Origin of the sequence: Ramlibacter albus (genome assembly GCF_014297445.1) — a bacterium.
GTDB classification, from domain to species: domain Bacteria; phylum Pseudomonadota; class Gammaproteobacteria; order Burkholderiales; family Burkholderiaceae_C; genus Ramlibacter; species Ramlibacter albus.
In genome coordinates, this window is sequence record NZ_JACORU010000003.1 from 300261 (window position 1) to 315167 (window position 14907).

The 14907-nt window shown below is 68.9% G+C and carries 16 protein-coding genes and 1 pseudogene; 10 read left to right on the forward strand and 7 right to left on the reverse strand.

The genetic code is table 11. The features are described 5' to 3' along the window. Positions 1-7 precede the first annotated feature (7 nt). From H8R02_RS10850 to H8R02_RS10870, 5 genes are all read right to left on the reverse strand, one after another. Positions 8-790: an enoyl-CoA hydratase/isomerase family protein gene (locus H8R02_RS10850; RefSeq protein ID WP_187081410.1), complete on the reverse strand. Its 783-nt coding sequence runs from the start codon at positions 788-790 to the stop codon at positions 8-10. After that, positions 787-1710 (reverse strand): hypothetical protein, encoded by a 924-nt coding sequence (locus H8R02_RS10855; protein ID WP_187081411.1) that lies wholly within the window; start codon positions 1708-1710, stop codon positions 787-789. The genes H8R02_RS10850 and H8R02_RS10855 overlap by 4 nt, the downstream gene beginning before the upstream one ends. Positions 1711-1748: 38 nt before the next feature. Next, complete coding sequence (locus tag H8R02_RS10860; RefSeq protein WP_187081412.1) at positions 1749-2897, reverse strand: acyl-CoA dehydrogenase family protein; 1149 nt, start codon at positions 2895-2897, stop codon at positions 1749-1751. Further along, entirely contained in the window at positions 2897-4504 is a 1608-nt protein-coding gene (locus H8R02_RS10865) for a carboxyl transferase domain-containing protein (RefSeq protein ID WP_187081413.1), read from the reverse strand. Before H8R02_RS10865 ends, H8R02_RS10860 begins: the two co-directional genes overlap by 1 nt. Positions 4505-4595: 91 nt before the next feature. Then, positions 4596-5339 (reverse strand): helix-turn-helix domain-containing protein, encoded by a 744-nt coding sequence (locus H8R02_RS10870; protein ID WP_187081414.1) that lies wholly within the window; start codon positions 5337-5339, stop codon positions 4596-4598. Positions 5340-5454: 115 nt separating this feature from the next. Between H8R02_RS10870 and H8R02_RS10875 the strand changes: the two genes are divergently transcribed. Next, positions 5455-6792: an MFS transporter gene (locus H8R02_RS10875; RefSeq protein WP_187081415.1), complete on the forward strand. Its 1338-nt coding sequence runs from the start codon at positions 5455-5457 to the stop codon at positions 6790-6792. Positions 6793-6865: 73 nt separating this feature from the next. Continuing rightward, positions 6866-8146, forward strand: a pseudogene (locus H8R02_RS30055) (WS/DGAT/MGAT family O-acyltransferase); the annotation flags it as partial. Between the two features lie 92 nt (positions 8147-8238). Here the strand turns inward: H8R02_RS30055 and H8R02_RS10880 are convergent. Next, positions 8239-9201: a diacylglycerol kinase catalytic domain-containing protein gene (locus tag H8R02_RS10880; RefSeq protein WP_187081416.1), complete on the reverse strand. Its 963-nt coding sequence runs from the start codon at positions 9199-9201 to the stop codon at positions 8239-8241. 10 nt (positions 9202-9211) lie between these two features. Then, positions 9212-10135 (reverse strand): SPFH domain-containing protein, encoded by a 924-nt coding sequence (locus tag H8R02_RS10885; RefSeq protein WP_187081417.1) that lies wholly within the window; start codon positions 10133-10135, stop codon positions 9212-9214. 82 nt (positions 10136-10217) lie between these two features. Here H8R02_RS10885 and H8R02_RS10890 point away from each other — a divergent pair, with 82 nt between their 5' ends. The 8 genes from H8R02_RS10890 (at position 10218) to H8R02_RS10925 (ending at position 14904) form a co-directional block, all read left to right on the forward strand. Then, positions 10218-10961 carry an NUDIX hydrolase gene (locus H8R02_RS10890; RefSeq protein ID WP_187081418.1) on the forward strand — a complete coding sequence of 248 codons (744 nt, stop codon included), beginning with the start codon at positions 10218-10220 and terminating at the stop codon, positions 10959-10961. 7 nt (positions 10962-10968) lie between these two features. Continuing rightward, entirely contained in the window at positions 10969-12003 is a 1035-nt protein-coding gene (locus tag H8R02_RS10895) for an AraC family transcriptional regulator (RefSeq protein WP_187081419.1), read from the forward strand. Then, entirely contained in the window at positions 12000-12425 is a 426-nt protein-coding gene (gene mscL, locus H8R02_RS10900; RefSeq protein ID WP_187081420.1) for a large conductance mechanosensitive channel protein MscL, read from the forward strand. Before H8R02_RS10895 ends, mscL begins: the two co-directional genes overlap by 4 nt. Before the next feature lie 30 nt (positions 12426-12455). Continuing rightward, the gene (locus H8R02_RS10905; protein ID WP_187081421.1) at positions 12456-12731 is read left to right on the forward strand and encodes a GNAT family N-acetyltransferase; all 276 of its coding nucleotides are present in this window, start codon (positions 12456-12458) and stop codon (positions 12729-12731) included. A gap of 201 nt (positions 12732-12932) precedes the next feature. Continuing rightward, the gene (locus H8R02_RS10910; protein ID WP_187081422.1) at positions 12933-13196 is read left to right on the forward strand and encodes a YkvA family protein; all 264 of its coding nucleotides are present in this window, start codon (positions 12933-12935) and stop codon (positions 13194-13196) included. A gap of 25 nt (positions 13197-13221) precedes the next feature. Beyond that, complete coding sequence (locus H8R02_RS10915) at positions 13222-14070, forward strand: GNAT family N-acetyltransferase (RefSeq protein ID WP_187081423.1); 849 nt, start codon at positions 13222-13224, stop codon at positions 14068-14070. Between the two features lie 137 nt (positions 14071-14207). Further along, entirely contained in the window at positions 14208-14411 is a 204-nt protein-coding gene (locus H8R02_RS10920; RefSeq protein WP_187081424.1) for a hypothetical protein, read from the forward strand. Positions 14412-14418: 7 nt separating this feature from the next. Next, the gene (locus H8R02_RS10925) at positions 14419-14904 is read left to right on the forward strand and encodes a hypothetical protein (RefSeq protein ID WP_187081425.1); all 486 of its coding nucleotides are present in this window, start codon (positions 14419-14421) and stop codon (positions 14902-14904) included. Positions 14905-14907 lie beyond the last annotated feature (3 nt).

A 14907-nucleotide genomic window follows, 5' to 3' on the forward strand; every position in this document is an offset into this window, starting at 1 on the left:
AAGGGTTTCAGGCGAGCCACCCCGGCTTGCGCTTGCCGAGGAAGGCCTGCACGCCCTCCCGGCCCTCGGCGCTCGCGCGGATGTCGGCGATGCCCTCCACGGTACGCGAAACCAGCTCGTCCGTGATGGCCTGCTCGGCAACATCCTGCACGAGGCGTTTGCACGCCTTCATCGCCTCGGGCCCGGCCGAACACAAGGCGGCCGTCAGCTCAGCCACCTTGGCATCGAGCGCCTCGGCGGCGGCGACCTCGTGCACATAGCCGATGCGCAGCGCCTCGGCCGCGTCGAAGCGTTCGGCGGTGAGGAAGTAGCGGTGCGCCGCCCGCGCGCCCATCGCGCGAATCACGTACGGGCTGATCGTGGCGGGGATCAGCCCCAGCTTCACTTCGCTGAGGCAGAAATTCGCGGTGTCCACGGCAACCGCGATGTCGCACGCGGCAACCAGCCCCATGCCGCCCGCATACGCATCGCCCTGCACGCGCGCGATCGTCGGCTTGGGGCATTCGTAGATGGTGCGCAGCATCTCGGCAAGCCGGCCCGCGTCGGCGAGGTTCTCCTCGCGCGTGTAGTCGGCCATGCGCTTCATCCAGTTCAGGTCGGCGCCCGCGCAGAACGCGGTGCCACTGGCCGCGAGCACGATGCAGCGCACCGCGGGGTCGTCGCCCAGCTCGCGGAAGGCGGCCGTGAGCTGCGCGATCAGGTCGTCGTTGAAGGCGTTGCGGACCTCGGGGCGGTCCAGGGTGACGGTGGCGGCGGCGCCGCTCTTCGAGGTTCGCAACAGGTCGGTCATGGTGAGGAGGAGGCTGTGGGTGTTTCCTTGCGCCACACCACGGCGCCGTTCACGGCATAGAGCCGGCAAGGCGCCTTGGCCGCGCGCGAGCAGCCTTCGACGGCGCGCTCGCTCGGGTCGCTGGGCAAGGTGGGGTCGGACGACTTGAGCGTCCACGCGGAATACCAGTGGCCGGTGGGCGAGATCGCGAAGGCCTTCGGCGTGGGCTTGGTCATGTACTCGCGGTAGCCTTGGCGGCCGCGGTCGCTGATGTAGGGGACGGCGTCCACGTCTTCGAGCAGCGCGTAGCCGCTGGCGAACGAGCCCGGTTGCAGCACGCGCGCCGGTTCCGCCGCGGGCAGCGCGGCCGGCCTGGGTTGCGCTTGCGCTTGCGCTTGCGCTTGCGCCTGCACGGGCGCCTGCGCTTGCTGGACCGCCTGCGGCTGCAACTGCTGCTGCTCCGCCTTGACGCGCGCCTGCTTTTCCTTTTCCGCCACCTGCGCCGGCGTCGCGCCCTTCGGGTCGTTCACCCATTTCAGGCTGGTCATCTGCCCCATCACCACGCGCACCTGCTCCGGGTATTCGTACGCCGCGCCCGAGCTGTGGTCGATGACCGCACCGACGACGCCGCCGATGATGATGTTGCCGAACATCGCCGCGCGCGTACCCGACTCCACCGACACCACGCCGTTGGGCAGCGGCGCCTTCTCGCACTTCACTTCCATCGGCTTGTTGGAGCGCACCACCGAGCTGTCGCCCGGCGACTTGAAGCGCCACGTGCCCTTGTCGTTCGTGAGCGTGCAATCGGCGCCGGCGACGGCCGTGCCGTCCCGCTCCTGCGCCTGCACGTACATCTTTTGCACGTTGCCGCCGCTGACCGACGCGCAACCGGTCAACGCCGCGGCGCCTGCCAGCACCAGAACCCTGATCCAAAGCCCCATGACCCCTCCAGTAAGAATTAGGTTCTGCATTCTAGGGGTCAGTAACGCTTTGCGGCTTCTTCCAGCATCACTTCGGTGGCGCCACCGCCAATGGCCAGCACGCGGGCGTCGCGCCACAGCCGTTCGATGGCCGTCTCGCGGATGTAGCCCATGCCGCCGTGGAACTGCTGGCAGGCCTGCACGACTTCGTTCACGAGTTCGCCGGTCAGCGCCTTGAGCAGCGACACGTCCTGCACGATGTCGTGCCCCTGCGTGACGCGCCAGGCGCAGTGGTACATGAACTGCCGCGCCGCGCGGGTCTTCGCGTCGAGCATCGCGATGCGCTGGCGGATGGTCTGCTTGTCCCAGAGCGGCGCGCCGAACGCTTCGCGCTGTCGGACGTAGTCGAGCGTGAGTTCCAGCGCGCGGGTGCAGTGGCCCACGGCCATCGCGGCCAGGGCGATGCGCTCGGTCTGGAAATTCTTCATCACCGAGTAGAAGCCCTTGCCCTCCTCGCCGAGCAGGTTGGCGGCGGGGATGCGCACGTTGTCGAACACGAGTTCGGCGGTGTCGGACGACAGCCAGCCCGTCTTCTTCAGCGCGCGGCCGACGGTGAAGCCGGGCGTGCCCTTCTCGACGATGAACATCGACACCTCGCGCTTGCCGGGGCCCGATTTCGCCGCGACGAAGTACAGGTCCGCATGCACGCCGTTCGTGATGAACATCTTGGTGCCGTTGAGCACCCACTCGTTGCCTTCGCGGCGTGCGGACGTGCGGATGCCCGCGACATCGGAGCCGGCGCCGGGCTCAGTGATCGCCACCGCGGTGACCGTCTCGCCTGCGATGACCTTGCGCAGGTACTTGTCCTTCTGCGCCGCGCTGCCCGCGTGGTGCAGGTGCGGGCTCGCCATGTCGGTGTGCACGAGCACGGTGATGATGAAGCCCGCATAGGTCGATTGCGAAAGCGCTTCCGCAAACACCAGGTTCGTCAGCGCGTCCGCGCCCGCGCCGCCGTACTCCGGCTCGTACATCAGGCCGAAGAACCCCGCCGAGCCCATGCGCCGCAGCACGTCGCGCGGCACGAAACCCTGCTCTTCCCACTTGTCCGCATGCGGCTCGACCTCGCGCCCGACGAAGCGCGCCACCTGCTCGCGCAGCAGCTCGTGTTCGGGCGTGAGGTAGATCGAATCGGCAGCCACGGCAGCCATCACATCCGGAACACGCCGAACTTCGGCTCGCCGATCGGCGCGTTGAGCGACGCCGACAGCCCCAGCGCCAGCACGCGGCGCGTGTCGGCCGGGTCGATCACGCCGTCGTCCCACAGGCGCGCGCTGGCGTAGTAGGGGTGCGACTGGTGGGCGAACTGCTCGAGCAGCGGCTGCCGGAAGGCCGCCTCCTCCTGCGCGCTCCACTTGCCGCCCCTGGCTTCGATGCCGTCGCGCTTGACGGTCGCCAGCACGCTCGCCGCCTGCTCGCCGCCCATCACGCTGATGCGCGCGTTGGGCCACATCCACAGGAAGCGCGGGCTGTACGCGCGACCGCACATGCCGTAGTTGCCAGCGCCGTAGCTGCCGCCGATGATGATCGTGAACTTGGGCACGTTGGCCGTCGCCACCGCCGTCACCATCTTCGCGCCGTGGCGCGCGATGCCCTCGTTCTCGTACTTGCGGCCCACCATGAAGCCGGTGATGTTCTGCAGGAACAGCAGCGGGATCTTCCGGTGGCAGCACAGCTCGATGAAGTGCGCCGCCTTCTGCGCGCTCTCCGAGAACAGGATGCCGTTGTTGGCGATGATGCCGATCGGCATGCCCTCGACGTGCGCGAAGCCGCACACCAGCGTGGTGCCGAAACGCGCCTTGAATTCGTCGAACTCGCTGCCGTCGACGATGCGCATGATGATCTCGCGCACGTCGTAGGGCTTGCGCACGTCGGTGGGCACCACTCCGTACAGCTCGGCGGCGTCGTACTTCGGCGGAACCGGCTCGCGCAGTACCACGGGCGGCTCCTTGCGGCGGTTGAGCGTGGCCACCGCCTGCCGCGCCAGCGCCAGCGCGTGCATGTCGTTCTGCGCGAGATGGTCGGCCACGCCCGACAGGCGCGTGTGCACGTCGCCGCCGCCCAGGTCTTCGGCGCTCACCACCTCGCCGGTGGCGGCCTTCACCAGCGGCGGGCCGCCCAGGAAGATCGTGCCCTGGTTCTTCACGATGATGGTCTCGTCGCTCATCGCCGGCATGTACGCGCCGCCCGCGGTGCAGGAGCCCATCACCACCGCGATCTGCGCGATGCCTTGGGCGGACAGGTTCGCCTGGTTGTAGAAGATTCGGCCGAAGTGGTCGCGGTCCGGGAACACGTCGTCCTGGTTGGGCAGGTTGGCGCCACCCGAGTCGACGAGGTAGATGCACGGCAGCCGGTTCTGCAGCGCAACCTCCTGCGCCCGCAGGTGTTTCTTCACCGTCATCGGGTAGTAGGTGCCGCCCTTCACCGTGGCGTCGTTGCACACGATCATGCAGTCGACGCCGCTCACGCGCCCGATGCCGGCCACCAGGCCGGCGCAGGGCGCGTCGCCGTTGTACATGCCATGCGCGGCCAGCGGTGCCAGCTCGAGGAAGGGCGTGCCGGGGTCCAGCAGCATCTGCACGCGGTCGCGCGGCAGCAGCTTGCCGCGGGCGGTGTGCTTGTCGCGCGCGGCGGCGCCGCCACCTGCGGACGCCTGCGCCACTTGCGCCTGGAGGTCATCGACCAGCGCGCGCATGGCGGCGGCGTTGGCCTGGAATTCGGCGGAGCGGGCGTTGAGCTGGGTCTGGAGGGTGGCCATGGGTCGCGATCTTGGCTGTGACCGCGAGGTTAGGCCATATGGCAAACCCCGCAGGTGCCCAGCGGGTTGCAAATCGCGCCAGAGTGCGAGCTCAGCGCTTCGCCTTCCGCCGCAGCGCACGCAGGTTCCGCGGCTCCCACGGCCGCACCGCCAGCACCAGCGTCATGCTGCTCTTTTCCTGCAGCGGCAGCGGCCCGTCCTGCTGGTTCATTTCGGTGAACTCGTGCGCCACGTTCTTGAGGCGCGCGAGCAGCGCCGCGCGCGACGGCGCCGCGAGGCTGCCGAAGACCTGCACCATCAGCTCGTTCTCGCCGTTGAAGTGCGACTGGAAGTAGTCCATCTGGGCGTACTTGCGGAACTGCTGCTGGAACGGGCCGTCCGGGATCCAGCGGAACGCCGCGCTGGTGCGCAGGCGATAGCGGTTGTTGGGCTGCAGCTCGATCAGTTTGAGCCGGTCCAGCCGCGCCAGCAGCTCGATGCACTCGGCGCGCGTGAGGTCGTAGTGGGCGAGGATGTGGTCCATCGTCCAGTAGCTGAGGACCGCGCAGGCCACCAGCATCAGCTTGGGGTCCTCCACCAGTTCCTGCTCCTGCTCCAGCGTCATCTGCGAGATGACGTTGGTGCGCGCCACGGCCGCGGCTGCAAGGTCGGTGAACTCGATGCCCAGCAGGGCGCAGGTGGCGTCGATTCGCGGCAGGCTCAGGTCGTTCTGCGCGAAGAGGCGCTTGACGCTCGCCTCGCTCAGCTGCAGGTGCTCGGCCACGCGCGCATACGTGACCTTGCGCGCGCGCAACTCGCGCTTGAGGGCGTCCAGCAGGGCAGTGGAATTGGCCATGGGCAAAAGTATTGCCCATTGATACCGAGCGGCATATAGGTAGCAACCATCCAAACAGTCGGCGCCTGCGGGATTTTTGCCCCGACATTCACGGCTCCACCAGGAGACAAAGACCATGAGCGCCACCGCAACCGCCCTGCCCACGCCGTTCGACGGCGCCGCGGCCCCCGCCGCCGACACCATCGACGCCACCTACCGCAAGCTCACATGGCGGCTGGTGCCCTTCCTCTTCCTCTGCTACGTGGTCGCCTTCCTCGACCGTATCAACATCGGCTACGCGCAGCTGCAGATGAAGCAGACGCTGCCGTTCAGCGACGCGGTGTACGGGCTCGGCGCCGGCATCTTCTTCCTCGGCTACTTCCTCTTCGAGGTGCCCAGCAACCTGATGCTCGCGAAGGTCGGCGCGCGCCGCACGCTGCTGCGCATCATGTTCTGCTGGGGCGTCGCCGCCTCCGCGATGATGTTCGTGAGCACGCCCACGATGTTCTACGTGCTGCGCTTCCTGCTCGGCGTGTTCGAGGCGGGCTTCTTCCCCGGCGTGCTGCTGTACCTCACGTACTGGTACCCCAACGCGCGCCGCGGCCGCATCATCGCGCTGTTCATGACGGCCACCACCATCGCCGGTGTCGTCGCCGGCCCGCTGTCGGGCGGCATCATGAAGTACATGGACGGCATCAACGGCTGGGCCGGCTGGCAGTGGCTGTTCCTGGTGCAGGGCCTGCCGGCCAGCGTGCTGGGCGTGGCGGCGTACTTCTTCCTGCAGGACAAGCCGGAAGACGCGCGCTGGCTCACCGCCGAGGAAAAGGCCATCGTGCGCGGCCAGCTCGCGCAGGACCAGCAGGCCACCGCCTCGCACGGCTCGTTCTGGCAGCTGCTGCGCGACCCCAAGGTCTACGTGCTCTCGCTCATCTACTTCCTGCTGCTGGGCGCCGCCTACGCGATCATCTTCTGGGTGCCCACGGTCATTCGCAGCTGGGGCGTCACCGACATGCTGCAGATCGGCCTGTATGCGGCCATCCCGAACCTGATCGGCGCGGTCGCCATGGTGTTCGTCGGCCGCCATTCCGACGCGAAGATGGAGCGCCGCTGGCACCTCATTGCGTGCGTGCTGCTTGCCTCCGTCGGCATGCTGCTCACCGTGATGGCGAAGGGCGACCTCGTGCTGTCGCTCGCTTTCCTGTCGCTTGCCGTCGTCGGCGTCGCGTCCGCCACGCCCATCTTCTTCACGATCCCCACCGCCTACCTTTCGCCCGCATCGGCCGCGGCGGGCCTCGCCGTGATCAGCAGCCTGGGCAACCTGGGCGCGGCGGTGAGCCCGTCTCTCACGGGCCTGATCAGCGCGCGCACCGGCAACCCGCTGGACAGCATGTTCCTCGTCATCGCGCTGTACGCAGCGGTGGCTGCGATCGTGTGGCTGGCCGTGCCGGCGAAGATGCTGCGCAAGGCGGACTGAGGAGCACGCGGCCATGCACCACCTCAGCGGCCTCGACGCCACCTTCCTGTACATCGAAACGCCGGAGATGCCCATGCACGTGGGCAGCTGCCACCTGTTCGACCTGCCCAAGGGCTACCGCGGCGACTTCCACGTCAACCTGCGCGAGCACATCGCCAGGCGCATGCACCTGGCGCCGCTGTTCACGCGCAAGCTGGCGCTCATGCCCTTCGAGCTGGCCAACCCCGTGTGGGTGGACGACGAGGACGTGGACCTGGACTACCACATCCGCCGCGTCTCGCTCGCGCGGCCGGGCACGATGCTGCAGCTGGAACAGATGATCGGGCGGCTGCACTCCAGCCTGCTCGACCGCAGCCGCCCGCTGTGGGAGTTCTACGTGATCGAGGGCTTCCACACCGGGCAGGTGGCCTTCTACACCAAGATCCACCATGCCGCGATGGACGGCGCCGCGGGCGTGGCGCTCGGTCAGGCGGTGTTCGACCTCACGCCCGTGCCGCGCACGGTGAAGGCGCCGCGCGTCCGTGTGCGCACGAACCGCTACCAGCTTGGCATCGCGGAACTGGCGGGCGCGGCGCTGTCGAACAGCGCGCGCCAGTACGTCAAGCTGGCGAAGCTGCTGCCCGAGATGGGCCGCGCCGCGAAGGGCCTGCTCAAGCGCGAAGCGGGCACCGACGGCAAGAGCCGCTTCGTCGCGGCGAAGCAGTTCAAGCTCGGGCCGCGCACGCCGATCAACGGCGCGATCACCAACCAGCGCTCGTTCGCCTCGGCGAGCCTGCCGCTCGGTGAGGTGAAAGAGATCACGGCCGCCACCGGCACCACCGTCAACGACGTGGTGCTGGCGCTGTGCGCGAGCGCGCTGCGCCGTTACCTCGCCGACGAGAACTTCCACCCGGCCAAGCCGCTCATCGCGGGTGTGCCCGTGAGCTTGCGCGAGGCGGGCAACACCGACATGAACAACCAGGTGTCGATGATGCTCGTGGGCCTGGCCACGGACATCCGCGACCCGCTGGAGCGGCTGCAGGCCATCCGCGCCAATGCGCTGGCGGCCAAGGAGGTCAACGGCCGGATCAAGGCGGCGGTGCCCACCGACTTCCCGTCGTTCGGCGCGCCGTGGTTCATGAGCGGGCTGGCGTCCCTCTACGGTCGCTCTCGCCTCGCCAACGTGATCCCGCCCATTGCGAACGTGGCCATCTCCAACGTGCCCGGCTCGCCCGTGCCGCTGTACCTCACGGGCGCGCGCGTCGCGACCTACATCCCGGTGTCGATCCCCGGCCACGGCGTGGGGCTGAACATCACGGTGCAAAGCTACGCGGGGCAGCTGGGCTTCGGCATCACGGCGTGCCGGCGTGCGGTGCCGGACCCGCAGTCGCTCGCCACCTACCTGCAGGGCGCGTTGGCCGAGCTGCTGGCGGCGGTGCGGGCGCCTGCGCGGGGTCGGCCGGCCGGCTACGAGACGAGTCGCCCCGTCGAAGCGGCGGGTGCGATGGTCGCTTCGAGGCCCGCTGTGAAGCGCAGGAAGTCGGCCTCCATGCCGTCCGAAAAGATCACGCCCGATTCGGGCATGCGCGAGCGCACGACGAGCGGGTGACGGGCAGCGACGGTGCCATAGACCAAGGTTGCGGACGAGGTGCGGGTCGGGAAGGGCTCGCGCACCGCGAAGACGAGTTCCGGCGTGTCCCAGGGCAGCGCCTGCCAGGTGCCCAGCGTGGTGCCGGCGACCGAATGCGCAATCGCCATCGAGCCGGTGACGATGCTCTTCATCCATGCGGTGGAACCCAGCCCCGTCGACACGATCAGGCCCGAGGACGACTGGAACTCCGTGTGCCCTTCGTGCGTGAGGTCGTAGAGCGCGGACGTGTGGCCGCGCGGGCCGATGAAGAGGTCGTTCACGGCGCGCAGCACCTGCCCGTCGGACATTCGGGCTTCGGCCATCGTCACGCTGCGCAACGGCCGCCGGCCGGCTGCGACATCGGCGATCACCGCTTTCAGGTCCTGCGGACGGAAGGGCAGCAGCACGCCGTCCCAGCGCGAAGCTTCCGGGTTCACGCCAACGAGCGGCTGGCCGTCGAGGTACTTCATGGTGTTCGCGACCACGCCGTCCTGCCCGAGCGCCACGACGATGTCGTCCGGCGCGAAGACGAAGTTGGCGAGCAGCGTGCGGTCGATGGACTGCCAGCGGCCCCATTCCTGCAGCGTCGCGGTGGTTTGGCGCAGCGCGGCGGCATACGCTTCGCTTTCGCGCAGGTAGTCGCCGAAGTCGGCGCCGAGGGTTTCGACGTAGAACTTCGCCTGCCCTACGGTGTTGTGCCGCGCGACGAGTTCGTCGAGCCGCGTGCGGCGCGTGACCAGAACGACGCGCCGGTCACCGCTTGCGCTGCGCGCAGCATCCGCCTGCCGTGCGGTGTTCATGGCGGCCCTCTCAGTTCCGCGCCGCGGACGGCGGCGCTGCCATGAGCGTGCGCAGCAGGTCGGGCGACACATTGAGCTGCCCGATGCGCTCGGCCTTCTCGGCGATGCCGCCGAACGCCTGCGCGATCAGCTGGCCGGGCTGCATGCCCGCCGAAGCGAGCGCCTGCACGACGCGCGTGTCGGCCTTCTCGAAGGCTTCCATCACGGCGCGCACACGGTCGGCTTCGGCATCGGCGAGCGCGCGTGCATTCTCGATCTGCGAAGCGACGAGCTGCTTGCGGTTTTCCTCGAGGCCGATCTCGGTGGCGAGCTCGTGCTCGCGGATCGCGCGCTCATTGCGCACGGCCGCCATGCGGCGCTGGTAGATCGCGTCGTCCGCCGCCTTCAGGTGCGACTCGCGCGCCTCGGCTTCGAGGGCGCGGGCGATGTCGGGCGTGGGCTTGATGGCGACGATGGAGACGCCGAGCACTTCGAGGCCCAGCGCCTGGATCTCCGGCTGCGCGGCGAGCTGCTGCTGGGCGGCCCGCGCGATCATCGACGACGAAACCAGCGCCTGCTTCAGCTCCAGCGCCTGCACGGCTTGCCGGATGATCACGTTCACCTGCATCACCACGCGCTCGCGCAGCCGCTGCGGGTCGTCGGAAACATAGGTCTTGCCGTCGGGCTTGACCGAGAAGTCCATCATCGCAGCGATGCGCTGCGGCTGGCCGACGCGGTACGTCACCTCGCCCTGCACCGTCACGCCCTGGAAGTCCGCGGTCGGCAGTTCCAGCATGAAGCCGGCGTCCTGGCTGGCAACGGGCACCGCCACCATCGTGCTGGTCGGCGAGAAGTAGTGGAAGGCCACGCCCGCGCCTTCGCGGACGATGCGCCCGCGGCGGAACTGCATCAGGTGCACGGTGGGCTGGCTCTTGATGAAACGGATGCCGAACATGGCGCTCTCCTTGCGTTTGGAGAGTTGTACTGAGCAACTCTCTTGAGTTGTATAGTACAACCCGAATCGAGGAAGTCAAGCGATGGCCGTGCGCAAAAGTGCCGCAAACCCCGGGAATTCCGCCGGAGTGACCGAGCGTCCGCTGGTCACCGTGGACGTGGCCATCTTCACCGTGCGCGATGACAGCCTGCAGGTGCTGCTGGTGCACCGCCCCTCCGTCGCCGGCGAGCCTTACCCCGGCCGCCCCGCGCTGCCCGGCGGCTTCGTCGACATCCGCCGCGACACCACGCTGCACGACTGCGCGCTGCGCAAGTTGAAGGAAAAGACCGGGCTCGCCGCGCCCTACCTCGAGCAGCTGGGGAGCTGGGGCGGCGCCAAGCGTGACCCGCGCGGCTGGTCGGCCACGCACGCCTGGTTCGCGCTCGTGCCGCCGCCGGCCGACGACGAAGTGGACCCCGCGCCCGCCGAAGCCGAGTGGGTCGATGCCGAAGCCGCGCTCTCGCGCCGGCTGGCGTTCGACCACAACGAGATCCTCGCGGCCGCGCTCGCGCGCCTGCGCGCGAAGGTCGAGTACACGTCGCTGCCTGCGTTCCTGCTGGCGGAGCCTTTCACGTTGCCGCAGTTGCAGCGCATCTACGAAGTGGTGCTCGGCCGCGAGCTGGACAAGAGCGCATTCCGCAAGCGCATGCTCGATGCGGACTTCCTGCGCGAGACGGGTGCGGTCAGCGGTGCATCGGGGCGGGCGGCGCAGGGCTACCGCATCGCCGATCGCAGTGCGCCGGTGTACTTCCCCCGGCCCTTCAAGTCGGGCGAGCAGCTGGCCTAAGGACGCGATGCCGCGCACGCCCCCGCATCGCCCCGCCAGCGTCACGCCGATGGCGTTCGCGCGCGCGATCGCGGACGCGTATCGCCGCCATGGGCGTGACCCGGCAGGCGCGCTCAAGCTCGCGCAGGTGACGCCCTCGCAGCTCGCCAAGCCGGATGCGCGCATCACCGCGCACCAGCTCGAAGTGCTCACGGCCGCCGCGATGCAGGAGCTGGACGACGAAGGCCTCGCCGCTTTCGAACGCAGGCTTCCGTGGGGCAGCTACGGCATGCTCGCGCGCGCCTCGCTCACCGCGCCGACGCTGGGCGTGGCGCTCAAGCGCTGGTGCCGCCACCACGGCCTGCTCACGGACAACCTGCGCATCGCCCTCGTGCAGTCCGGCGCCACCGCGTCCATGGCCATCGAAGAACACTGGGCCATCGAAGGCGATCTGCGCGAGCTGAACCTCGCCTTCCTGCTGCGCAACCTGCACGGGCTCGCGTGCTGGTACGTCGACTCGCGCATCCCGCTGCTGGAAACGCAACTGCCCTTCAGCGCGCCCTCGCACGCGGACGCCTACCGCTTCATGTTTCCCGGCCCGATCCGCTTCGATGCGCCGCGCGCGGAAATCCGCTTCGACGCGCGCTACCTCGCGCTGCCGCTGCGGCGCGACGAAAAGGCTCTGGCCGCAATGCTGCAGCGCGCGCTGCCCGTCACGGTGCTGCAGTACCGCCGCGACCGCCTGCTCGTGCGCCAGGTGCGGCAGGCGCTGGCCTCGCATCCCGAGGCCGCGCACAACGCCACGGCCCTGGCGGAGCTGCTCAACATCTCCGCGCGCACACTTCACCGCCAGCTCAAGGACGAAGGCGCCACGCTGCAGCAACTGAAGGACGAGGTCCGCTGCGAACGCGCGAAGGACCTCCTGTGGCGCACCCAGAAGCCGCTCAAGCAGGTCGCCGCCGCCGTCGGCTTCCGCAACGAAAAGAGTTTCAGCCGCGCGTTCCGGTTGTGGACCGGCACGTCCCCTGCACAATTCCGCGAAACCAAGGAGAGCACACCATGAGCTTCATGAGCGAATTCAAGGAGTTTGCCGTCAAGGGCAACGTCGTCGACCTCGCGGTCGGCGTGATCATCGGCGCCGCGTTCGGCAAGATCGTGGACTCGGTCGTCAACGACCTGGTCATGCCGGTGGTGGGCCGCATCTTCGGCGGGCTCGATTTTTCCAACCACTACATCGCGCTCGCCGGCCAGCCCGCCGGGTTGCCGCTTGCGGAAGCGAAGAAGCTGGGCGCGGTGCTGGCCTATGGCAATTTCCTCACGGTCGCGCTGAACTTCGTGATCCTCGCGTTCATCATCTTCCTCATGGTCCGTGCCATCAACCGGCTGCGCCGTGAAGACGACGCGAAACCCGCCCCCGCACCTGCCGCGCCGCCGGAGGACATCGTGCTGCTGCGCGAGATCCGCGATTCGCTGAAAAAGGGATGAGCGCCGCACAATCGAGGTAGAACCCGAAGCATGGAAGTCACCGACAACCCCCAGCGCCAGCAGTTCGAATTGCGCCTCGACGGCCAGGTCGCCGCCATCGCGCAATACAGGCTGCAGGGCGACACGATCTACTTCACCCACACCGAAGTGCAGCCCGGCCACGAGGGCCAGGGCCTCGGCTCGAAGATCGCGAAGGGCGCGCTCGACAACGTGAAAGGCCGCAACCTGCAGGTCGTCGCCCAGTGCGAGTTCATCGCCGGGTATATCGCCAAGCACCCGGAGTACGGCGCGTTGCTGGTCAAGTAGCCACTACGGCAGCCGCGCATTCTGCTTCGCGCTCGAGCGTGAAGTTGCGTGCTTCTTCAGCCTGCAACAGGAGCACGCGCGCATGCATCCCGCCCTGGTCGACCTCGCACCGTTCGTGACCTATTCACGAAAGAGGCATTCCTGGCGGCACGCGATCCGGCGCGTCTTGTGGGATCGGCCCCCTAGCCCCACATTCCCGCCATGCTCAAACGCCTCTCGCTTCTCTGGTCCCTCGTGCGCGGCGACGCGCGCAAGCTCTGGGTGGCGTTGCGCCACCCGGCGGCGCCCGCGTGGCTGAAACTCGGCACGGCCCTGCTCGTGCTGTACGCGATCTCGCCCGTGGACTTCATCCCGGACGTGATCCCGTTCTTCGGCTTCGCCGACGACGCGGTACTGCTGCCGCTGGCCATCCGCTGGATGCTCAAGCGGCTGCCGGCGGAAGTGACCGCCACGATCCAGGACTGAGCCGCCGCGCGTGCATCATGCGGGGATGCAGTCCCCCGCCCTGACGCCCGCGGCCGAGATCGAGCCGGCCGCGCTCCACCGCGCATTCGCGCAAGCCTTTTCCGATTACCTCGCCGGCCCGTTCAACCTGCCTTTCGAAGGCTGGCCCGTTTTCCTCGGGCGCCAGTGCGTCGACCTGGCGCGCAGCCGCGTCGTGCTGCGCGAAGGCGAAGTCGCCGCATTCGCTTTCGTGGCCGTGCGCCACGACACCAGCGCCTGGCGCCTCGCCACGATGGGCGCCTTGCCCGCCGCGCGTGGCACCGGCGCCGCGCAAGTGCTGCTCGACGACTTCATCGCGCGTGCGCGGGATGACGGTGCACGGTTCGTGGAACTCGAATGCTTCGCGCAGAACGGGCGCGCCCTGAAGCTCTATCGCAGCCGCGGGTTCGCAGCGATCCACGAGCTGCCCGGCTTCACGATGACGAGCCCCGCGATGATGGAGCGCCACGCGGCGGCGCCGGTGACCCTGGCCGAGGCCTTCGAGTGGCTCGATGAAGTCGCCCGCCGCCGCGGCGACCTGCCGCTGCAGGTCACGCCCGCGTCCCTGCGCGCCCAGCCCTTCGAGCTGCAGGCGTTGCGTCACGGCGCAGCGCAGTCGATCCAGGCCGTCGTCGCCCCGGGCAAGGTCACCGTCTTCAGCCTCGTCGATGACGGATCGCCCGGCCAGCGCGACGCGCAGGACGTGATCGCGACCGTGCTCGCCGAGCACCCGGGCTCCACGATCACCGTGCCGCAACTGCAGCGCGCGGACCTGGGCGGCGACGCCTTGCAAGCCCTCGGCTTCCAGCGCCTGCCGCTGCACCAGCTGATGATGCGCCGCGCCACGGCCGCGTAGCGCGCCCGGCCGGTGTGGCACCGGCCCAACGACAAATTTCCGCAGTTCACGGGGCTTTCGCGCCGTTGGGCGGCAGCCGTTGCCTCGCCCCGGGCCGCGCGCTATGGTGCACGGCAGAGCAAGAGGAGAGAGGCGCAATGAAATCCGTCTTCCAGGAATGGCTCGCCGCGGAATTCGCCGTGGCGGAGGCCGAGCGCCGTTTCCGGCTGGAACTGCTGCAGTACGACTACGGCGAGCGGCGCATGCCGCCCGAGGTGGCGTCGCTGCTGCGCGCCCGAGTCGTGCGGCACGAGGCCCGCGCCTTCCTGGAGCGCGTGATCCCCGCCGTCAGCCTGGACTGACCGCCGCATGGGCAGCCCGCTGCTCAAGATCCTCATTCGCGTGCCGCTGTGCGTCCTGGCCACGTGGCTGGCATGGCGCGCGCTCGGCACCATCGCCTTCGCTTTCTGCGCGCCGATCTTCGGCGTGGCGCTCGCGCGGCCTCTGATCGACCTGTTCTCCGAAGGCCACGGCCGCACGCGCGAATGGGCGCTGCGCGACGTGCAGGGCCGCTTCTACGAACACCACGGCAACCGCATCGACATCGCGGAGGACGACGAAGACGACCGCTGGCTGCTCGCCGCCGACGTGCGCAAGATCATCGCCGGGCTGCCACGCGACGAGGTGCTGCAAAAGCAGTACCCCGAGCGCGCCGCGGCGATCGGCGAGAAGCCGGTGTTCCGCATCCGCGCCGATGCGCTGCTCGAGTACCTGCGCAAGGCCACGGACCCGGCGTCGGTCCGCTTCAAGGTGTGGCTCGAACGCGAGGTTGTTTTCCCCTCGCGCAAGCGCTGACCG